The 19,764-nt window shown below is 45.6% G+C and carries 20 protein-coding genes; all 20 read left to right on the top strand.

What is annotated here, in order from left to right; translation table 11 throughout:
* Window positions 1-161: 161 nt before the first annotated feature.
* The 20 genes from panB (at window position 162) to AC2TF5_RS17300 (ending at window position 19,734) form a co-directional block, all read left to right on the top strand.
* Window positions 162-1,040, top strand: a complete 879-nt coding sequence (gene panB / locus AC2TF5_RS17395; RefSeq protein ID WP_491298391.1) for a 3-methyl-2-oxobutanoate hydroxymethyltransferase — start codon at window positions 162-164, stop codon at window positions 1,038-1,040.
* Window positions 1,037-1,927, top strand: coding sequence for a pantoate--beta-alanine ligase (gene panC / locus AC2TF5_RS17390; protein WP_491298390.1), 891 nt, complete (start codon window positions 1,037-1,039; stop codon window positions 1,925-1,927). Before panB ends, panC begins: the two co-directional genes overlap by 4 nt.
* Window positions 1,920-2,303, top strand: coding sequence for an aspartate 1-decarboxylase (panD, locus tag AC2TF5_RS17385; RefSeq protein WP_491298389.1), 384 nt, complete (start codon window positions 1,920-1,922; stop codon window positions 2,301-2,303). The genes panC and panD overlap by 8 nt, the downstream gene beginning before the upstream one ends.
* A gap of 117 nt (window positions 2,304-2,420) precedes the next feature.
* Complete coding sequence (locus tag AC2TF5_RS17380; protein WP_491298388.1) at window positions 2,421-3,050, top strand: tetratricopeptide repeat protein; 630 nt, start codon at window positions 2,421-2,423, stop codon at window positions 3,048-3,050.
* A gap of 135 nt (window positions 3,051-3,185) precedes the next feature.
* Window positions 3,186-6,050: an ATP-dependent DNA helicase DinG gene (dinG, locus tag AC2TF5_RS17375; RefSeq protein ID WP_491298386.1), complete on the top strand. Its 2,865-nt coding sequence runs from the start codon at window positions 3,186-3,188 to the stop codon at window positions 6,048-6,050.
* A 45-nt stretch (window positions 6,051-6,095) separates the two neighbouring features.
* On the top strand, window positions 6,096-6,749 hold the full coding sequence (locus tag AC2TF5_RS17370; RefSeq protein WP_491298385.1) for a redox-sensing transcriptional repressor Rex: 654 nt from the start codon (window positions 6,096-6,098) through the stop codon (window positions 6,747-6,749).
* Window positions 6,736-8,037, top strand: a complete 1,302-nt coding sequence (locus AC2TF5_RS17365; protein ID WP_491298384.1) for an amidohydrolase — start codon at window positions 6,736-6,738, stop codon at window positions 8,035-8,037. Before AC2TF5_RS17370 ends, AC2TF5_RS17365 begins: the two co-directional genes overlap by 14 nt.
* Before the next feature lie 28 nt (window positions 8,038-8,065).
* The gene (locus tag AC2TF5_RS17360; protein ID WP_491298382.1) at window positions 8,066-8,584 is read left to right on the top strand and encodes a cell wall elongation regulator TseB-like domain-containing protein; all 519 of its coding nucleotides are present in this window, start codon (window positions 8,066-8,068) and stop codon (window positions 8,582-8,584) included.
* A gap of 246 nt (window positions 8,585-8,830) precedes the next feature.
* Window positions 8,831-9,364 carry a hypothetical protein gene (locus AC2TF5_RS17355; protein WP_491298381.1) on the top strand — a complete coding sequence of 178 codons (534 nt, stop codon included), beginning with the start codon at window positions 8,831-8,833 and terminating at the stop codon, window positions 9,362-9,364.
* A complete protein-coding gene (locus AC2TF5_RS17350; protein ID WP_491298379.1) occupies window positions 9,357-10,859 on the top strand; it encodes an AAA family ATPase in 1,503 nt (500 codons plus the stop codon). The genes AC2TF5_RS17355 and AC2TF5_RS17350 overlap by 8 nt, the downstream gene beginning before the upstream one ends.
* Before the next feature lie 135 nt (window positions 10,860-10,994).
* Window positions 10,995-11,867 carry a 3-hydroxyacyl-CoA dehydrogenase family protein gene (locus tag AC2TF5_RS17345; RefSeq protein ID WP_208914507.1) on the top strand — a complete coding sequence of 291 codons (873 nt, stop codon included), beginning with the start codon at window positions 10,995-10,997 and terminating at the stop codon, window positions 11,865-11,867.
* The gene (locus AC2TF5_RS17340; protein ID WP_491298377.1) at window positions 11,864-13,078 is read left to right on the top strand and encodes an acetate/propionate family kinase; all 1,215 of its coding nucleotides are present in this window, start codon (window positions 11,864-11,866) and stop codon (window positions 13,076-13,078) included. The genes AC2TF5_RS17345 and AC2TF5_RS17340 overlap by 4 nt, the downstream gene beginning before the upstream one ends.
* Before the next feature lie 19 nt (window positions 13,079-13,097).
* Window positions 13,098-14,393 (top strand): asparagine--tRNA ligase, encoded by a 1,296-nt coding sequence (gene asnS, locus AC2TF5_RS17335; RefSeq protein ID WP_491298375.1) that lies wholly within the window; start codon window positions 13,098-13,100, stop codon window positions 14,391-14,393.
* 15 nt (window positions 14,394-14,408) lie between these two features.
* On the top strand, window positions 14,409-15,170 hold the full coding sequence (locus AC2TF5_RS17330; RefSeq protein ID WP_491298374.1) for a DnaD domain-containing protein: 762 nt from the start codon (window positions 14,409-14,411) through the stop codon (window positions 15,168-15,170).
* A 221-nt stretch (window positions 15,171-15,391) separates the two neighbouring features.
* The gene (locus tag AC2TF5_RS17325; protein ID WP_491298372.1) at window positions 15,392-16,099 is read left to right on the top strand and encodes a YjjG family noncanonical pyrimidine nucleotidase; all 708 of its coding nucleotides are present in this window, start codon (window positions 15,392-15,394) and stop codon (window positions 16,097-16,099) included.
* Window positions 16,096-16,755 carry an HAD family hydrolase gene (locus AC2TF5_RS17320; protein ID WP_491298370.1) on the top strand — a complete coding sequence of 220 codons (660 nt, stop codon included), beginning with the start codon at window positions 16,096-16,098 and terminating at the stop codon, window positions 16,753-16,755. Before AC2TF5_RS17325 ends, AC2TF5_RS17320 begins: the two co-directional genes overlap by 4 nt.
* A 71-nt stretch (window positions 16,756-16,826) precedes the next feature.
* The gene (locus AC2TF5_RS17315) at window positions 16,827-17,297 is read left to right on the top strand and encodes a DinB family protein (protein ID WP_491298368.1); all 471 of its coding nucleotides are present in this window, start codon (window positions 16,827-16,829) and stop codon (window positions 17,295-17,297) included.
* A gap of 147 nt (window positions 17,298-17,444) precedes the next feature.
* The gene (gene cysK / locus AC2TF5_RS17310; RefSeq protein WP_491298366.1) at window positions 17,445-18,380 is read left to right on the top strand and encodes a cysteine synthase A; all 936 of its coding nucleotides are present in this window, start codon (window positions 17,445-17,447) and stop codon (window positions 18,378-18,380) included.
* Window positions 18,381-18,685: 305 nt separating this feature from the next.
* On the top strand, window positions 18,686-19,279 hold the full coding sequence (locus tag AC2TF5_RS17305) for an RNA polymerase sigma factor (protein ID WP_491298364.1): 594 nt from the start codon (window positions 18,686-18,688) through the stop codon (window positions 19,277-19,279).
* Window positions 19,276-19,734 (top strand): hypothetical protein, encoded by a 459-nt coding sequence (locus AC2TF5_RS17300; protein ID WP_491298363.1) that lies wholly within the window; start codon window positions 19,276-19,278, stop codon window positions 19,732-19,734. Before AC2TF5_RS17305 ends, AC2TF5_RS17300 begins: the two co-directional genes overlap by 4 nt.
* Window positions 19,735-19,764 lie beyond the last annotated feature (30 nt).

The raw sequence follows: 19,764 nt of genomic DNA, 5'->3' as shown, positions 1-19,764 counted from the left end.
CTGCTTTTGCCGGTTACGTTGGATTCTGCTCTGAGCCGAAAGGACCGAGACAGAAGGGACGATCGCGAGTGACTCTTTTTTGCCTTTCGGACTTTTTAGCGTATTTTTGCTAAAAGGTTTTTTTGTCGTTTTATACATTAAGTGAAAGGGGCTTGTGTCACATGCCAGGCAAACAACCATTAAACATTGTTAAAATGAAAAAAATGAAAAGTGAAGGTGTACCAATCAGTATGCTAACCGCATACGATTACCCTTCCGCTCAGCTCGCTGAAGAAGCTGGAGTTGATATGATTTTGGTCGGTGATTCCTTAGGCAATGTCGTCTTGGGATTTAACTCAACCATTCCCGTTACGATCGATGATATGGTCTATCATACTCGTGCGGTTGCACGCGGAGCAGAACATACGTTTATCGTTGCGGATCTGCCGTTTATGACCTACCATGGCAGTCTGGACGAGACACTTCGAAATGTTCGCCGATTAATGCAAGAGGGCCACGCCCATGCGGTTAAGATGGAAGGCGGTGCCGAGATTGCTGATACTGTCAAACGGATCGTACAGGCCGGTGTACCTGTTCTAGGACATATTGGACTTACCCCGCAGTCAGTAAATCAAATCGGGGGGTACCGGGTTCAGGGCAAGGACACTGCTGATGCCGAACGACTGATGAATGATGCCAAGGCGCTGGAAGCTGCTGGAGCTTTTGCCATAGTGCTCGAGTTGGTAACTGAAGAAGCGACTGCTGATATTAGTAAGGCGTTATCCATTCCAACTATAGGTATCGGAGCAGGGCGTTATTGTGATGGTCAGGTGCTTGTATACCATGATGTGCTTAAATATACTTCTTCCTATAGAGAAAAAAGATTTGTCAAAACATATGCAGATGTCGGCACACTGATTCGTGAAGGCATTTCTCAATATGTAAAGGAAGTGAAGGAGCGCTCTTTTCCTGCTGAGGAGCATGTTTTTTCAGCTCAGGGCACGCATAAGCCCTCCTCATCCCTTTATGGAAACGAAAAAGAAAAGGTGAGTTCAAGATGAAAGTAATTCGGACGATTGAGGAGCTGCGTGCAGAAATTGGACATCGCCGCAGCACGGTTTCAGGCCCGGTGGGGCTTGTTCCGACCATGGGATTTCTTCACGAGGGCCATGGCAGTCTGATGCAGCGGGCTCGTGAAATGACGGGTACCGTTGTGCTGAGTATTTTTGTTAACCCAATTCAGTTCGGGCCGGGGGAAGACTTTGAAACGTACCCGAGAGATGAGAAGAGAGATCTCGCTGTCGCGGAATCTAAAGGGGTAGATATCGTCTTTATTCCTGAGGTACAAGAAATGTACCCTCAGCCGACAAAAACGAAAGTGGCGGTATCTGAACTAACTTCTCTCTTGTGCGGGGCATCTCGCCCTGGACATTTTGATGGTGTTACAACCGTTGTGAATAAGCTATTTAATATCGTGAAACCTGATTTTTCCTTTTTCGGGATGAAGGATGCACAGCAGGTTGCAGTGCTTGAACAGATGGTCCGTGACTTGAATATGGACGTCACCATCGTACCGTGTCCGATAGTTCGGGAGGAGGATGGCCTCGCTCTCAGTTCCCGCAACGTGTATCTAAATGCAGAAGAAAGGGAACAGGCGCTGGTTTTATCCAGATCACTGAATATGGCTTTGGAACAACTGAAGAACGGAGTCACAGCTACTGCTGGTGAGGTACGCAGATTGCTTACGGAAGTTATTTCCGGTGCGCCGATGGCGAAGATCGATTATGCTGAGGTGCTTACATTTCCTGAACTGATGCCGATTGATAATGAGGTAAGGCTTGCTGAAACAGGTAATGACTGTATACTGGCGCTTGCTGTTCGTTTTGGCAAGACACGCTTAATCGATAATGCACTATTCCAAACGAAAGAGGGTAATCCTCATGTTTAGAACAATGATGAAATCTAAAATTCACCGTGCGACGGTAACTGAAGCTAATCTTAATTATGTTGGCAGCATTACCATTGACGAGGATTTAATGGAAGCCGCTGATCTGCTTGAGAATGAAAAAGTACAGATTGTGAACAATAATAATGGTGCGCGTCTTGAAACGTATGTTATTACAGGCCAACGCGGAAGTGGTGTGATCTGCCTAAACGGTGCGGCTGCCCGTCTGGTTCAACCAGGTGACAATGTCATTATTATTTCTTATGCGATGATGTCTAAAGAGGAATATGAGAACCATAAACCGACAGTTGTTATTGTAGACGGCTGCAACAAGCCGATTATAACCGAGCACCGTGAGATTCATGCAACGATTCGGTAAAGATGTTCACTCCAAAATGTAACGCTTGTTTCGGGAATGAAAACATCAGCTTTAACAAAAAATGAACTCAGGTCGACGCACTGATCTCATTTTTTCACTAAGGGTGGGATGCACTCCATGTTTCAACATGTATTCGACGAAATGAACGACATGTTAGATGAAATTGTGAAGCATTACCCTTCCGCACACGGTCCCAAGAAACAGGCGCTGATTCATAACTGGAATATGTTGAAGAGTATGAGCGAAGGTATCATTGATGAATGGCTTCGGTTTGAAGAGAAGATGGCTATTTTCCGTGAGAGTGCAGTTTCATCACCGGTTTTTCCGCCGACCGAATCACCGGAAATGCAGCTGGATGCTTTCATACGCGGCCAAGGATACTACAAACTCCTTATGTTCAGACCTGCTCTAGCCCAATTTTTGGCTGCTGCTGCCATATATCCGGAGAGCTTGCTGATTCGGCTCTATACGGCCATGGCTCATCTGCATTTGGGTGAGACGGTGGAGGCTTCAGGTTATCTGCTGTCGATTTTGCCGCTGGCGGACGACAAGAGATTGCAGGCCATGATTTATAACGCTCTAGGCTGCATACAGGTGATTAACGGACGGACAGACCAAGCTCGGGATTATTTCACGCTTGCGATACAGAGTGACCCGACTCTTCCGGATCCGCTGATTAATCTGGAGGTTTGCCACAAGAATCGCGGGGAACTGCAGTATGGAAGTCAATTGATTTCATTGTTATGAATAACAGTCTGTAGAAGCGATGCCCGCTCGAAGCGCCGAGTCTGTGGCATCGTCTTTTTTATGTCCATAATGTTCAAACAGCGTTACATCTGTTATGCTGTTATTTAGACTGGAATGAAAGGGATTTATACGAACATGAAATTTGCCGTATTGGATTTTGAAACTACGGGCAACCAGTCAGCCGATGAAATCATTCAAGTGGGGCTGGCCATCATCGATGAAGATCGCAGCATTTCCCGAGTGTACGGCTCTTATGTCAATCCCGGGATTCCGATTCCACCGTTTATTACAGGTTTGACAGGTATTTCGGATCAAGATGTAGCTGTTGCACCTTCCCTTGAGGAGATGATGATGGAACTGGTACCTATGCTCGACGATGTTGTACTTGTGGGGCATAATGTAGCCTTTGATTTTAATTTTTTGCAAAATGCACTCGACCGTTGTGGTTATTTACCTTTCAGCGGGCGGATACTCGATACGATACATTTTTTGAAAATATGCTTTCCATCACTGACATCGTATCAGCTGGGGATGGTGTCGTCTTATTTCGGCTTAGAGCATGACCGTCCGCACCAAGCGGACAGCGATGCGCTTGCTACCGCCTATGTGCTTCTGAAATGTCTGGAAGAGCTTGATCAGCTTCCACTGCTTACGATACAGCGTTTGAGCGACCTTTTTGCGGATGAGGACAGTGATTTGAGCTGGTTCTTCGATGGAATGCGGGCTGATAAGGAAAATCAGGCCATTCAGGATCCAGACAACTACACGTATTTCCGTCAATTTGCTCTGGCGATCGAGGACTGGACCGATATGGCACCTGCGCGAGATGAGGAAGAGGATAATCCGCTAGCCGAGCTATCCTTTGAGCAGTATATGAACCAGGTACGTAATAATTTACGTGAGACACTTCCTCAATATGAAAGTCGGGACGCTCAGGACATTATGTTTGAGGAAGTCATGAAGGCACTAGATGATGATAAGCATCTCCTGATTGAGGCTGGAACCGGTACGGGGAAATCACTTGGATATTTGCTTCCTTCCATATACCAAAGTGTAAAACAGGAGCAGAAGGTAATGGTTAGCACGCATACAATCAACCTTCAGGAACAGCTTCGTGAACGGGATATCCCGCTACTCACCAAGGTAGTCCCGTTTCCATTTAAAGCCGCCGTCTTCAAAGGGAGACAGCATTATTTGTGTTTGAGAAAATTTGAACATAAAATAAATAGAAGAGATTTCAACACACCTAAAGAGGATATTATCATTGCAGCCCAAATGATCATATGGCTGACCCAGACTGAAACCGGAGATGATGAGGAACTGAACCTTGGTGGTCGTGGTGGGGACTTCTGGGAAAGTGTATCTAGCGATTCTGATTCTTGTTTGGGACGGGCTTGCCCATGGTTCCGAAAGTGTTTCTACCACCGTGCGAAGCATGAAGCGGGTATTGCGGATGTGGTTATTACGAACCATTCCAAATTGTTTACCGATGTAAAAGCAAATCATCAGCTACTGCCGTCGTATGAGCGGTTGGTCATTGACGAGGCTCATCACTTGGAAGATGTGGCGGGTAAACATCTCGGGCTCCATATGAAATATTTTACGGTGGTACACACCCTTACACGTCTCTATAAGGATAGCCGCAATGGACAGTTGCCAGCACTCCGTCAACTGCTTCAAACGTCGGCGCACGAAAAGGCGGGGGAATGGACGGGCGTCATTGATCGGCTATACCCTGATCTAATTACTGTCAAGGAGAGCTGGGACCGGCTTAACGACCTTCTGTTCGGACTTCTTCCTGAACGCGGAGATGCTTCTGCGGGGGATGCAGGACAATTTACACTCCGACTGTCACCAACCAAGAAGCCAAAAGACTGGGAAAGCTTGACGGAGTTAGAGAATCAGATTCACGTCACCTTGGGAGACGTCGTTCGCAAAGGAGACATGCTAACATCTGAGGTTCGGGAAGAACTGAATGATTATGGTGCAGACAGTTTGATTACCGATATTAATGGCCTCTTTAAGGACTTGGCTGCGCACCGGGAGAATCTGAAATTTTTCATGACTCTGAACGATGAAGGCGTGGTCTATTGGATGGAGGCGAACGGTAATTTCCGTAGTAAATCGCTGCAGATGTTTGCCGTGCCAGTTGATGTGAGCGCGCAGTTGAAAGAGCTGTTCTTCGATAAAAAAAGTAGTATCATCCTCACTTCTGCAACTCTATCTGTAGATAAATCGTTTCAGTATATGATCGATAATCTTGGGCTGCAGGATGCTTCAGATCAGGGACAGCTGAATACCGTGCAGCTTCCGTCACCGTTTAATTACCGTGAGCAGGCACTGTTATTAATTCCAAGGGATTTCCCAAGTGTTAAGGGGTCCGTGGGGGATCAGAACTTTGTGAGTACACTCGTTCAATCACTTGCAGATGCCGCTAAGGCGACTCATGGACGGATGCTGGTATTGTTTACCTCGTACCGTATGCTGCGCCAGGTGTATGATCCGCTTAAGGAAGTTCTGTCATCCAGTGATATATCCGTACTCGGACAAGGGATGGATGGATCAAGCCGAACCAAGCTGATCCGAAGGTTTCAGGACAGCGGCGCATCGGTGCTGCTTGGGACAAGCTCATTCTGGGAAGGGGTCGATATTCCGGGTGAGGCGTTGACATGCCTGGCTATCGTAAGGCTACCGTTTCAACCGCCGAACCATCCCCTTGTTGAAGCGAAGAGCGAGCTACTGCAGCAGCAAAAGAAAAATCCGTTCATGAAACTATCCGTACCTCAGGCGGTTATTCGCTTTAAGCAGGGTTTCGGGCGTCTTGTGCGAACAGCTCAAGACAAAGGTATTGTAATTGTTTATGATACCCGTGTGATTGAATCTTATTATGGAAAATACTTTTTATATTCACTGCCTGGCCCGAAAATGGAACATATGCGGACTGAGCAGATGGTTCCCCGCATTGCGGAATGGCTTCATGGGGACGAGGCAATACAATAAGAATTGAAAATAATTACTTTGAGTTTATGATTAGGGGGAGCATGCATGAAATCGGATAAAATTTCGGAGGCCGTGGTTCGCAGACTGCCCGTATATTTGCGCTACCTGAACGAACTTCATCTTCGTGAGGTTGCAACGGTGTCCTCACAGGAGCTTGGACAGAAGCTCGACCTAAACCCGGCGCAAATCCGCAAGGATCTTGCCTATTTTGGCGATTTTGGCAGAAAAGGGATTGGTTATGACGTCTCATATTTGATCGAGAAAATCCGTCATATTCTTAAGCTGGACCAGCAGATTAATGTAGTGTTGGTGGGTGCTGGTAATCTTGGACACGCTCTGTCCAACTACAACGCTTTTTTGAAAGACAATATGAAGATTGTAGCTATATTCGATGCTTATACTCCAAAAGTCGGCACTAAAATCAACAATTTAGTCGTTCAGTCGATGGAAGAATTGACGGCAACTATTAAGGAGTTCGGAATCCGGATCGGGATTATTACCGTTCCTGATGTCGAAGCACAAGATGTAGCGGATAAACTGATCTCATCCGGTATTGAAGCGATTCTGAATTTTGCGCCAACGATCTTGAAAGCTCCTCCGCACATCCGGATTCATACAGCTGATTTCACGACGGATTTGCAGAGTCTGGCTTATTATTTAGATAACGGAAAGGAAGATGGCGATCATGACGAAGCGTAAATGGATGATTAAAAACGGTACCTTTGCTGTACTTCAGAATGAAAAGCCGGTTCTGCGCGGATATATGGTCATCGAAGACGATCTCATTACCTATATCGGTGAAGAACAGCCGAAGGTTGAGGAAGATACGGAGATTATCGACGGCACATATCTGTTTTTCATGCCTGGTCTAATGAATACGCATGGTCATACGGCGATGTCGCTTCTTCGTGGATACGGGGATGATCTGGCTCTTCAGGTATGGCTTCAGGAGAAAATGTGGCCGATGGAAGCGAAGTTTACGGCTGATGATGTATATTGGGGTACCTCGCTGTCTGTGATCGAAATGCTGAAAGGCGGTACAACGACCTTCCTTGATATGTATGATCATATGGATCAGGTAGCAGTCGTAACTGAGCAATCCGGTATGCGTGGTGTACTTACTCGCGGTGTAATCGGTTTGTGTCCTCCAGATGTTCAGAATCACAAGCTGGGGGAGGCTACAGCATTTGCTAAGGACTGGCACGGTAAAGCTGATGGACGTATCACGACGATGATTTCGCCGCATGCGCCTTACACATGTCCTCCGGATTACATCGAAAAATTTGTGCAGATTGCTCACGATCTGGACTTGCCGATTCACACCCATATGTCGGAAACAGTTACTGAAGTCGAGCAGAATGTTCGGGATTATGGGGTACGGCCAGTAGCCCATCTTCAAAAGCTCGGCGTCTTCTCACGTCCGGCGCTTGTTGCGCATGCAGTTCATTTAACGGATGAAGAGATTGAGATTTTGGCGGCTCATAAGGTAGCGATATCCCACAATCCGGGAAGCAACCTGAAGCTGGCAAGCGGTGTCGCCCGGGTACCGGAGCTGCTTAAAGCGGGAATTACCGTATCACTGGGAACGGATGGTCCTGCGAGCAACAACAATTTGGATATGTTTGAGGAAATGAGACTGGCTGCTCTTATTCATAAGGGTGTTAGTGGTGATCCGACAGCAGTTCCTGCTGTGGAAGCACTGCGTATGGGAACAGAATACGGAGCGAAATCATTATTCTTAGACGGTGTTGGGACGTTGGCTCCCGGCATGAAAGCGGACTTTATCGCGTTAAATACCGATCAGGCACATTTTCTGCCTCATACGGACTTTATCTCGCATGCGGTTTATTCAGCTAGTGCCAAGGACGTGGAGCATGTCTGGGTAGATGGTAAACAGGTCGTCAAAAACGGAGTTTGCCTTACATTGGATGAAGAAAAGATTCGCCGTGAAGCCCAAAGTGCGTTCGAGCGGCTGTTGACCCTCTAGGGAATAACAAGGGAGCGAGGAACGCAGATTGAAGAAAAAAACGAAGTGGATACTTCTTGGCATTTCCGGTTTTCTGCTCATATTGCTGTCTATTCAGATTTATTATTCAAATGTAATGTCTGGTAAATGGTCGGAAGAGAACGCGGCTATCAAGGCGGCTCAGCAATATGGCGGTTTGATGAAGAAAGACAAAACTTATAAATCGGTATGGGATAAAGAGAGCATTTACTGGGTTGTTACCGGTAAGGATACGGAAAACCAGGATATCGTCGTATGGGTGAAGTTTACGGAAGAGAAAAAACCACTGGATGGAGCCAAAGCTGTACACAGCGAACCTCTGAGCGGTGGAATGTCGGAAGCTCAAATGCGTAATCAGATTAAGAATGACCTGCCTGGTTCGGTAATTGAAAGGCTTGTTCTAGGTATGTATGAAGGAGAATACGCATGGCAACTGTTATACCAGCTGAACAATGAGACGAAATATAGGTTTTATCGGTTTCAGGATGGAAATCAGATCGGTGAAGACATTATTCTACCAAATCAATAGCAAAATTTAACACTCCATCAAAAGGCGGAGTGTTAAATAACAAGATTTTATGTAAGCGTTTACGTAAAATTTGGATAAAATAGTTTTAAATATTTTCACAGACTTAAATGAAAAAGGTATATAAGATGTGATATACTCTTATTTGTATTCCACAGGCAGGTTGAAAGTAGTGTTACTATACGCATAATTGTTATATCAAATATGATATACGAATTATACACATCATATAACAAGGAGGAAACTTCATTGAAATTACGCATTGTTCCTATCGTTCTGACGGTCGTAATATCGGCATCGGTGCTTTTTGGCGGTTGGTTTCTGTATCGACAAATGGCTCTTCAGAATCCACTGGCCAATGTGGTATCACAGTATGATGGAGTGAAAAACTCTCAAATAGATATTACACAGGATACAGTCACTTTTAAGCTTGATTTAGCACCCGAAACGAATTTACGGGGTCTAGTCGAACATATAAACAAGGAAGGCAAGTCGGTTGTCGGTAAACGCACATTGAAGCTTGAGGTGGAAGATCACTCGTCCGAGCAGCTGGACCAATGGTGGGAGAAGGCTATGCTGTCAGTAGCCCAAGCGATGGATAACAAGCAGTACACCGATATACAGATATCTTTGGATGAACTGGCAAAAAACTCACCTAATTTGAAAGCAAATGCTCAAATTGATGACCAGAACGTATATGTAAGTTTATCCGACGGCAAGTCAGGCAAGTTCATAATTTTGCCACGCCAACCCGGCAAAATGGAGGTGTGGAACCATGCCTAAGTGGTCCAAGGAAGTATTGATTGGCTTCATCCCTGTGCTGTTCGTATTCCTTGCATTCATTGGTATGAATGTTGTTCCAATCCTCATTGCAGCTATGCTTGTAGGATCTCTTTTCTTTATTGCCAAGATGAAGGGCGGAATAGCTGTAGGTGCAGGTAGTGAACGCAAACGGAAAAAGGGCAGTATGGCAAAGCTGACCTTTGAAGAAATCGGAGGGCAAGATAACGCGAAGCAGGAGCTGCGTGAGGCGCTTGATTTTCTAATTCGTCATGAAGAGATCAAAAAATTCGGAATTCGCCCATTGAAAGGCATTTTGCTGACAGGGCCTCCGGGGACAGGTAAGACACTGATGGCTAAAGCGGCAGCACATTACACAAACTCGGTATTTGCTGCTGCATCGGGCAGTGAATTTGTTGAAATGTATGTAGGTGTCGGTGCTGGCCGTATCAGGGACCTGTTTAAAGAGGCTCGCACCCGTGCAGCCAAGGAAAACAAGCAGAGCGCGATTATTTTTATCGATGAGATTGATGTGATCGGCGGCAAGCGTGAAGGCGGGCAGCAGCGGGAGTATGATCAGACACTGAACCAATTGTTAACTGAAATGGACGGTATCTTTACAACGGATGCACCGCGTATTCTCGTTATCGCAGCAACGAACCGGAAAGAGATGCTTGATAGCGCGCTTCTTCGCCCTGGACGGTTTGACCGCCATATTCAAGTCGATCTTCCGGACAAAAAAGGACGTGCACACATCTTAAATCTGCATGCGGGTAATAAACCACTAGATGCGGACGTTGATTTGGAGAAAATTGCGGAGGAAGCATACGGTTTTTCAGGTGCCCAGCTTGAAAGTGTCATGAATGAAGCTGCCATTTACACCATGCGTGAAAATGAGGAATTAATCTCTCAGCGGCACTTGTCTATGGCAATCGATAAAGTAATGATGGGTGAGCGTTCTGACCGTGAGTCCAACATCGAGGAGAAAAAGAGAGTGGCGATTCACGAGCTTGGACATGCCATTATGGCTGAGCGTGTTCGTCCTGGAAGTGTGAAGCAGGTTGCTCTCAGTCCGCGGGGGAAAGCGCTCGGTTATGTCCGCCACAACCCTCAGCAGGAGCAATATCTGTACACCAAATCGTTCCTAGAAGAGCAGATCATGATTGCTCTTGGAGGAGCAGCGGCCGAAGAAATTTATTACGGCGGACGCAGTACAGGCTCCAGTAATGACTTTGAGCAGTCTCTCAATATTGTTGAGACGATGATGAAGTCAGGATTGACATCTTTGGGTATTATTAACATGAATATGGTTACCACTGAAGAGCTGATGAGAGAGAATAATCTGATTTTGGAAGACTTAATGAACCGAACGAAACATCTGTTAGAACAAAGTCGTGCTATATTCGATAACTCTCTTGATATCCTGATGAGAGAGGAAATACTATCAGGCGAGCAATTCAGATGTCAATTTCGTGAAAATACCCTTTTACCAGCATAAATTGTTATGCTGGTTATTTTTTTTTACTTTTTCGTCGTGCTAAGATATTATTATACTTTGTGCCTTTCTAAATGTATTTTTCAACAAAGACGGGTACAATAGAGTATAGAGATAAGGAAAGGGTGGAGCACAACTATGTACTTCAAAAAAATCGGCGTCGTTGGCGGCGGGACGATGGGACAAGGCATTGCCGAAATGCTGGCAGCCAAAGGACTCGACGTTATGCTGGTAGAGAAAACCCCCGAGAAACTGGAATATTCATACGGAATGATTGAGACAAGTCTCGACAAGCAGCTCGAGAGATGGGGGATTACGAAAGCGGAGAAGAAACTTATTCTAGGCCGTATTCAAAAAGTAACTCATTTTGCTGAACTAAGTGCCTGCGATATGGTGATAGAGACAATTACGGAGGACTTGGAAGCCAAGAAGCAGGTGTTCGCGCAGCTTGACCAAGTATGTCCTAGCAATATTATATTAGCAAGTAACACCTCCTCGCTTAGCTTGACGGAGCTTGCAAGTTCCACGATGTACCCTGAGCGGGTTATTGGTATGCACTTTATTCATCCAGTTTCAAAAGTTGATCTGGTAGAAATTATCCGTGGTCTGAAAACTTCTGACAACACATTCAATGAGACAAAGCGTTTTGTAGAGGAAATTTCGGATAAAAAAGGAATCATGGTTTACGAATCTCCAGGTTTTGTATCAAGTCGTATGATTTGTCTTATGATCAACGAAGCGCTGCACCTCCTTCAAGAGGGTGTTGCTTCCGCAGAGGATATCGACGATGCAATGAGAATCGGATACAGCTTCCAGTATGGCCCGCTTGAAATGGCTGACCGTTTCGGACTTGATTCTGTATTGGCAGCTTTGGAGCGTATGTTCCGTGAATTTGGCGAGCTTAAATACCGTCCATCCATCGTGCTTAAAAAGATGGTTCGTGCCGGTCATCTCGGCGTGAAGACGGAAGAAGGCTTTTTCAAGTACGACAAGGATGGTGACCGGATATGAATATTCTCGTAATCAACGCGGGCAGTTCCTCGCTTAAATATCAGTTATATAACATGACGGATGAATCCGTTTTGGCAAAAGGTCTTGTAGAACGTATTGGTATGGATTCCTCCATACTGACTCACAAACCGACTGGCAAGCAGGAAGTGACGGAAGTGAGTGAAATTCTGGAGCACACAACGGCAATCCGGAAAGTGCTTGGTATGCTGACTCATAAGGAGCACGGTGTTGTTACATCGATTGACGAAATTCAGGCTGTAGGCCATCGCGTTGTACACGGTGGTGAAATCTTCAAGGAGTCGGCACTAGTTGACGGTCCGGCTAAGGCGGAAATTCGCCGCTTGTTCGATCTTGCACCACTTCATAACCCTGCATCCATGATGGGGATCAAAGCGGCTGAATCGAATATGCCAGGTGTTCCGCAAGTTGTCGTATTTGATACAGCATTCCATCAGACCATGCCCGAAAAATCTTATCTGTACCCTATTCCAAGAGTACTTTATAATAAATATAAAGTTCGCCGTTATGGCGCTCACGGAACGTCCCATGAGTACGTGAGCCATGCGGCTGCCGAGTTCCTGAACACTCCGATTGAAGATATGAAAATCATCACTTGCCATATTGGTAACGGTGCTTCCATCACTGCAGTTCAGAACGGCGAATCCTTGGATACATCGATGGGGATGACACCGCTTGAAGGATTGATGATGGGTACGCGTAGTGGTGACTTGGACCCTGCTATCGTGCCTTATGTGATGAATAAGGAAGAACTGACAGTCAATGAAGTGAATTCGATGCTGAATAAGCACAGTGGACTGCTTGCAATTTCCGGCATTAGCAGCGACATGCGGGAAATTACGGAAGGCATGGAAAAAGGCGAGCCGAACTCTACACTCGCTTTTGAGATGTATGAATACCGTGTGCGCAAGTATATTGGTTCTTACGCGGCAGCCATGAACGGAGTGGACGTCATTGTGTTTACTGCCGGTGTGGGTGAAAATTCTGCAGTGCTGCGCCAAAAAGTATTGGAACAGCTGACTTTCCTCGGTGTGGAGCTGGATGAGGAATTAAACAAGGTGCGTTCTGGAGATCCGCGCCGTATTTCCACGAAAAATTCTAAAGTGGAAGTACTCGTTATCCCAACCAACGAGGAATTAGTAATTGCACGGGATACTCACCGCATCGTACAAGCGGCAAACAGTAAAGAGTAGCTAAGGGAGAGATTAATGCATGACCACGAAATGTGTGATTCGTCAAGTCAGCCAGCACGTCGGGGAGACGGTAACCATTGGCGGCTGGATTAACAACAAACGTTCTAGCGGGAAAATTCAGTTTCTTCAGCTTCGCGACGGGACAGGCTATATTCAGGGCGTCGTGGTAAAAAGCGAAGTACCGGAGCAGGTATGGGATGATGCAAAGAGTCTGACGCAAGAAAGTTCTTTGTATGTAACGGGTATTATCCGTGAAGAGCCCCGTAGCCAATCCGGTTATGAAATGACGGTTACAGGTGTTGAAATCATCCATCTGACTGAAAATTATCCGATTACACCGAAAGAGCATGGTGTCGATTATTTGATGGATCACCGCCATTTATGGCTACGTACGCAGAAACAGCGTGCTATTATGGTCATTCGTGCGGAAATTATCCGGGCGATTCAGGATTTCTTCGACATGAACGGATTCACACTGGTTGATCCGCCGATTCTGACACCGACGTCTGCGGAAGGGACAACAAACCTTTTCCATACGAAATATTTCGAGGAGGACGCCTACCTGACCCAAAGCGGACAGCTTTACATGGAGGCTGCTGCTATGGCGCTCGGTAAGGTTTACTCTTTTGGACCGACCTTCCGTGCAGAAAAATCCAAAACCCGTCGTCACCTGATCGAGTTCTGGATGATTGAGCCGGAAATGGCGTTTACGGATCACGAGGAGAGTCTTCGTGTTCAAGAGCAGTTCATTAGCCATGTAGTGCAATCTGTCGTGAAGAACTGCCGTCAGGAGCTGGAAGCGGTGGGACGCGATATTTCCAAGCTGGAGGCTATTCAGGCGCCGTTCCCACGCATTACGTATGATGAGGCGATTGAATTCTTGCAATCCGAGGGCCATGATATCCCTTGGGGCGAAGATTTTGGTGCACCACATGAGACGGCCATCGCAGAGAAATACGAAAAACCTGTGTTTATTACACATTATCCTGCCAGCATTAAGGCATTTTACATGAAGCCGGATCCGAATCGTCCGGATGTGGTTCTATGTGCTGACATGATCGCACCTGAAGGCTATGGTGAGATTATTGGTGGCTCGCAGCGTATCGATGATCCACAGCTTCTGGAAGAACGCTTTAAAGAGCATAGTCTGTCCATGGATACGTATCAATGGTACATGGATCTCCGTAAATACGGAACGGTTCCTCATTCTGGCTTTGGTCTTGGACTGGAGCGTACGGTGGCTTGGATCTGCGGTCTGGATCATGTACGTGAAACCATTCCATTCCCTCGTACATTGTACCGGTTGTATCCGTAAGTGGTGAGAAAACCGATGAATCAAGCGAACGGTACCGGAGATTTTGTGTCCTGGGCAGCCGGTGCATCTGCAGGTATGAACCAGGGGATGACTGTAATCCCTTATGCACTACTTCGATATTACCGTACGATCGGCTTGAACAGCAGTGAATGCATGCTGCTGATCCATTTGCTCGGATTCCAGCAGGTGGAGCACAAAGGTTTCCCTTCTCTTGAAGAGCTGCAGCAGGTGACAGGGGCTACAACTGAAATGATAGCCATGATCTTGCAGAAGCTGATGAAAGAAGGACTGCTCGGTATAGATGAGCATGTCGACGAAGAACGGGGAATACAATACGAACGTTATAACCTGAGTGGTTTATACGCGAAGCTCGGTCATTACCTTGCCGAAGAGTGCAAAGGGGAGTCAGAAGGAGCGAAAGCTGCCGACAATTCCCGTAAAGGAAATAGCTCAGCGAGCTTGGACACCTTCCGTTTCAACAAACCTGCTCCTTCCAAGACTACTCCAGTGGAGGAAGAGCGAAATCTTTTTAGCATTTTTGAAAAAGAATTCGGCAGGCCGCTATCCCCAATGGAGCTGGAAACGATCTCCGGTTGGGTAGATCAGGACCGCTATCCTGATGAGCTCATTCTGTTGGCTCTGAAAGAGGCTGTGTTTGCGGGGAAGGTGCACTTCCGATACATTGACCGTATTCTGCTGGAATGGAGCAGAAACCGGGTACGTACTGCGCAGGACGCTAAAGCATATACACAGAAATTCAGGAATATTGGCAGATAATTCAAAGCACGTCCTTAATGGGCGTGCTTTTTTGTATGCAGTCAGTATGCTCGCTGTTAGAATGAAAAATATGAGTTAATGTCCCTTGGATAAGGATTAGATGCCTTTAGGTCTTTTTGCTATATATTGTTCCAAACTAATGAATTTGATATTATCAAAATTTCCTATGGAGACGAAGAATCAGTTAGGTTATGATTTGTTGAGGAAGGAGATGGTTACGGATGGATTATAAGGCAATTATTTTTGACTTGGACAACACACTGCTGGATTACGATCAGAGCGAGCGTATCTGCATGAAACAAGCGCTTGCTGATCATGGGCTGAATGATGACTTGGAGTGGGATGAGTTCTGGACCGTCTTTGGACCGATCAACTTTAAATACTGGATGGATCGAAATTTGAACAATCATAAGATTCATCAGGTGCTGGAACATTCCTTTACGGATACGTTTCAAGCGTTGAAGCGGAAAAATACCGAGCCAAAGGCTATTTCAAAAACATATTGGAATTCATTTTCCAGCACATGTCATTTGGAACCGAATGCAGATACAATTTTGGAGTCTCTCCACGGGCAGTATAAATTAGGTGTGATTTCAAACGGAATAGGGGACGCGCAGAGACAGCGGCTGAAAGTAGGGGAGCTTTATCAATATTTTGATGCGCTTACTATTTCGGACGAGGTCAACTTCTGGAAGCCGGATCACCGTATTTTTGAACATGCTCTTAAAGCGTTGGACGTCCGTGAGAACGAGGTATTATATATTGGTGATTCTTTGACCGACGATTATATGGGTGCGACCAATGCGGGAATAGATTTCTGTTTCTATAATGGACGGGGACTGACACTTCAAGGGGATCAGAACCCCAAGTACATGATTAACGATCTCATGGAAATTATGAAACTGCTGGAGAGTGGTATGAAAGTATGATGAGATATCAAAATGTATTGTTCGATCTCGATGGAACCCTGACCGACCCCAAGATCGGAATTACAAAATCCGTTCAGTATGCTCTTGCCAAGTTCGGTATTCTTGAACCTGACCTAGCCAAATTGGAGTTTTTTATTGGACCACCACTGCAGAACACTTTTATGGAGGCCTATTCCTTCTCTTCGGACAAAGCATGGGAAGCCGTAAAGTATTACAGGGAATATTTCAAGGATCATGGAATTTATGAAAATAAATTGTATGATGGAATGCTCGAAGTGCTTGAGCTTCTACGTTCCCAAGGTAGAACACTGTTTGTTGCTACGTCCAAGCCATCGGTATTTGCGAATAAGATTCTGTCTCACTTTCAAATGGATTCATTCTTTACCTATGTCAGCGGAGCTGAATTGGATGGAACACGTTCAGATAAGTCCGAGATCATTAAATACATAATAGATCATTATCGATTAGAGCCATCGGATACCGTAATGATTGGGGATCGGAAGCATGATTTAATCGGAGCTCACAATAACAACGTACATTCCATCGCCGTCGGCTTCGGATATGGATCGGAAGAAGAGCTTATTGCCGCTGATCCAACCTATCTTATACATACCGTGCAGGAACTTTTACAGTCATTTACCATGGTTGAGGTATAGTGAGATGAATAAAATTCCTGTTCGCATCATTACCAATACTGTGTACAAGTCGCCTGAGGAGTTGATCTAAAGTGTATTCATTATTTTTATACAATTGGCAGGTAAGGGATGAGTGGATTGACGTTCTACAGACACGATCCCATGAAGAGTTGACAGCGGAGCGGATCGGAGGAGTAGGATCTATCCTAAAAACATTGTTTCATATCGTGGATGTTGAGTACAGCTGGCTGCGTGGAATTGAAGGTTATAACGACCCAGAGCCTGTTTATGAGGAATATCCAACCTTGCAGTCTGTTAAGCTCCTATCGGATAAATATAGGGAAGATCTGAAGATCATCTTACAATCTTTTACTGATGAAAAGGAACAAAAAGTGGTTAAAGTACCTTGGGATGACGAATCCTTTTTGTATGGTGAAATATTACGCCATGCTGCAGCCCACGAAATTCATCATATGGGACAGCTCTCTGTTTGGGCGAAAGAGCTCGGTATGGAGCGAGTGTCAGCTAATTTTATTGGCAGAGGATTAGGGGCAAGTATATAAGGAAACTGAAAAATCAACAGCCATTCCTTCATTCTCGTTCGGAACACTGATATGATCGAAAATATGGTCCATGCGGGGCTTTTTGTTTTTTGTTACTATGAATGGTAAAGTGAAAGTTAGAGATTACAATTAAATGGAGGTCACACCATGTCAGGAATAGCCAAAAATCTAACGGATCTTATTGGAAATACTCCGTTACTTGAACTTTCCAACTTTAATGAAAGTCATCATCTTCAGGGCAAGGTGATTGCTAAATTAGAATATTTTAACCCGGCTGGTAGCGTGAAAGACCGGATTGGATACGCGATGATCAAGGATGCCGAGGAGAAGGGCTTATTGAAACCTGGTTCCGTCATTGTTGAACCGACGAGTGGAAATACGGGTGTCGGTCTCGCATTTGCCGCGGCTGCACTCGGATATAAGTTGATTATCACGCTTCCAGAAAGCTTTAGCATGGAACGCAGAAAATTGCTGGCTGCTCTTGGAGCAGAGCTCGTGTTAACCCCCGCTAATGAGGGAATGGCAGGTGCCATTAGCCGCGCGGAGGAGATTGCTGCTTCCACACCAGGCTCATTTATTCCCCAGCAGTTTAATAATCCGGCTAACCCAGCCGTTCACAGGAAGACTACAGCCGAAGAAATCTGGCGGGATACGAACGGCGAGGTGGATATTTTCGTAGCGGGGGTAGGTACTGGCGGAACGATATCAGGCGTAGGCGAAGTGCTGAAGCAAAAGAACAGCAATGTAAAGATTATTGCTGTAGAGCCAGCTGATTCACCGGTACTGTCCGGAGGACAGCGCGGTGCTCACCAGATTCAGGGCATAGGCGCGGGCTTTATCCCTGGTAACTTCAACAAGGAATTTGTTGATGAGATTGTAACGGTAAGTAACAACCACGCGATTGAAACGGCAAGAGAACTTGCTAAATCCGAAGGATTGCTCGTTGGAATATCGTCCGGGGCAGCTGCTTATGCGGCCATGCAGCTCGCGAGCAAACCTGAGAACAAAGATAAGAACATTGTTGTCCTCCTGCCAGACAGCGGAGAGCGTTACTTATCGACGAATCTTTATGAGGAAATATAGTTCATTACCACATGTTCTTAAGTTGAACAGAACGAGCAGCTTCCGGCAGTGAAGCTGTTCTTTATTTTTGTCTAGTCATCTGAACAATTCTGTCCGCAGTTATGTTATTCTAAGAAATATATTTATGGTCAAGAGAGGGAAACATTGATGGAAGCAATCATTAGGTCTACTTGCTTATAAATTATTGGACGGATTGCGGTAAATTTTTATAGTTACAAGTACAGACTTTCATTTATGCAGAACGTCGGAAGACGTTCTTTTTTCATTTTTTAATAATTATTTTTGAAAAAATGCAGGGGGCGGGCATGTGTCTTGCGTCTATTCATTACGGGAAGGAGGAGAGAGCTATTGAGACAGAAAGATTAATCACACGCATACTGCAGGGCGAGCAGGAAGCCTTTCGGGAGCTGGTAAACCTGTACAGCCAGCACGTGTTCCATACGGCATATTCGGTCCTGCGGGATGCCAAGGAAGCAGAAGATGCGTCACAGGAAGTGTTTATCCAGGTGTTCAAAGCTCTCCCCCAGTACCGTTCTGAAGGATTTAAGACATGGATCACCCGCATAACGCTTAACAAATCGATTGATTTGAAACGTAAAGTTACGCGCCGGTCCCCTGAACAGCAGGGAGAAGATGGTGAAGCACTTGAACGGATTCCTTCCCGGGACCCAGATACACTTGCATATTTGATAAACAAGGAAAAGAAAGAAGAGTTGAGACAAAAAGTAAACAGTCTTCCGAATAATCATCGTGAGGTTGTCACCGCTTTTTACCTGGAGGAAAAAAATTACGAACAAATTTCCGTTGAGCTCGGAGTCACCATTAAAACGGTTGAGTCTAAGCTTTACAGGGCCAGACAGTGGATCCGAAACACATGGAAGGAGGATGACTGGAAATGAATATGCAGAATTCCAATTGGAGATTACAGGCAGCCAGCTACATAAAGGGAGAATGCTCTCCCGAAGAAGCATCTTCATGGGAAGCATTAATACTTTCTGATGATGCTGCTTTGGATGTATATATGCAAATCATGTCTGAAATCGACAGTGAGCTTCCTGCGTTGGAGAATCCTGAAGGCTTTGCTGACGGAGTGTTGTCTAACAAGGAGATCATTCCTTACCAGAACCGGGTATCTACGATTTCATCCGACCGGCCGCGTCGATGGTATGAGCGTCCTTTGTTTCATTATACGGTGGCTGCTTCCATTACGCTGGTGTTGATGTTCTCAGGTGCGTTTGACCGATTGTTTCCAGAAGATACACACCATACAGCTCCTAAACTATCCCAATCTACATCTTATAGTAAACAATTGATGGAGAAAACGACAAGCTGGCTTGACCGGCTGAAACCTTAATAAAGTTGAGAATGACAAAATGTGAAAGGA

This window comes from Paenibacillus sp. JNUCC 34 (genome assembly GCF_058269055.1).
Note: the sequence above shows the minus strand (reverse complement) of the source record. Positions and strands in the feature narration are given on the sequence as shown.

What these genes read in the sequence shown, in the direction of transcription:
- AC2TF5_RS17340 (WP_491298377.1), top strand. Translation starts at nt 11,864, where the DNA reads ATGAATATTCTCGTAATCAACGCGGGCAGTTCCTCGCTTAAATATCAG.
- AC2TF5_RS17305 (WP_491298364.1), top strand. Translation starts at nt 18,686, where the DNA reads ATGTGTCTTGCGTCTATTCATTACGGGAAGGAGGAGAGAGCTATTGAG.
- panC (WP_491298390.1), top strand. Translation starts at nt 1,037, where the DNA reads ATGAAAGTAATTCGGACGATTGAGGAGCTGCGTGCAGAAATTGGACAT.
- AC2TF5_RS17350 (WP_491298379.1), top strand. Translation starts at nt 9,357, where the DNA reads ATGCCTAAGTGGTCCAAGGAAGTATTGATTGGCTTCATCCCTGTGCTG.
- AC2TF5_RS17330 (WP_491298374.1), top strand. Translation starts at nt 14,409, where the DNA reads ATGAATCAAGCGAACGGTACCGGAGATTTTGTGTCCTGGGCAGCCGGT.
- AC2TF5_RS17365 (WP_491298384.1), top strand. Translation starts at nt 6,736, where the DNA reads ATGACGAAGCGTAAATGGATGATTAAAAACGGTACCTTTGCTGTACTT.
- AC2TF5_RS17320 (WP_491298370.1), top strand. Translation starts at nt 16,096, where the DNA reads ATGATGAGATATCAAAATGTATTGTTCGATCTCGATGGAACCCTGACC.
- AC2TF5_RS17380 (WP_491298388.1), top strand. Translation starts at nt 2,421, where the DNA reads ATGTTTCAACATGTATTCGACGAAATGAACGACATGTTAGATGAAATT.
- dinG (WP_491298386.1), top strand. Translation starts at nt 3,186, where the DNA reads ATGAAATTTGCCGTATTGGATTTTGAAACTACGGGCAACCAGTCAGCC.
- AC2TF5_RS17325 (WP_491298372.1), top strand. Translation starts at nt 15,392, where the DNA reads ATGGATTATAAGGCAATTATTTTTGACTTGGACAACACACTGCTGGAT.
- panD (WP_491298389.1), top strand. Translation starts at nt 1,920, where the DNA reads ATGTTTAGAACAATGATGAAATCTAAAATTCACCGTGCGACGGTAACT.
- panB (WP_491298391.1), top strand. Translation starts at nt 162, where the DNA reads ATGCCAGGCAAACAACCATTAAACATTGTTAAAATGAAAAAAATGAAA.
- AC2TF5_RS17370 (WP_491298385.1), top strand. Translation starts at nt 6,096, where the DNA reads ATGAAATCGGATAAAATTTCGGAGGCCGTGGTTCGCAGACTGCCCGTA.
- asnS (WP_491298375.1), top strand. Translation starts at nt 13,098, where the DNA reads ATGACCACGAAATGTGTGATTCGTCAAGTCAGCCAGCACGTCGGGGAG.
- cysK (WP_491298366.1), top strand. Translation starts at nt 17,445, where the DNA reads ATGTCAGGAATAGCCAAAAATCTAACGGATCTTATTGGAAATACTCCG.
- AC2TF5_RS17300 (WP_491298363.1), top strand. Translation starts at nt 19,276, where the DNA reads ATGAATATGCAGAATTCCAATTGGAGATTACAGGCAGCCAGCTACATA.
- AC2TF5_RS17345 (WP_208914507.1), top strand. Translation starts at nt 10,995, where the DNA reads ATGTACTTCAAAAAAATCGGCGTCGTTGGCGGCGGGACGATGGGACAA.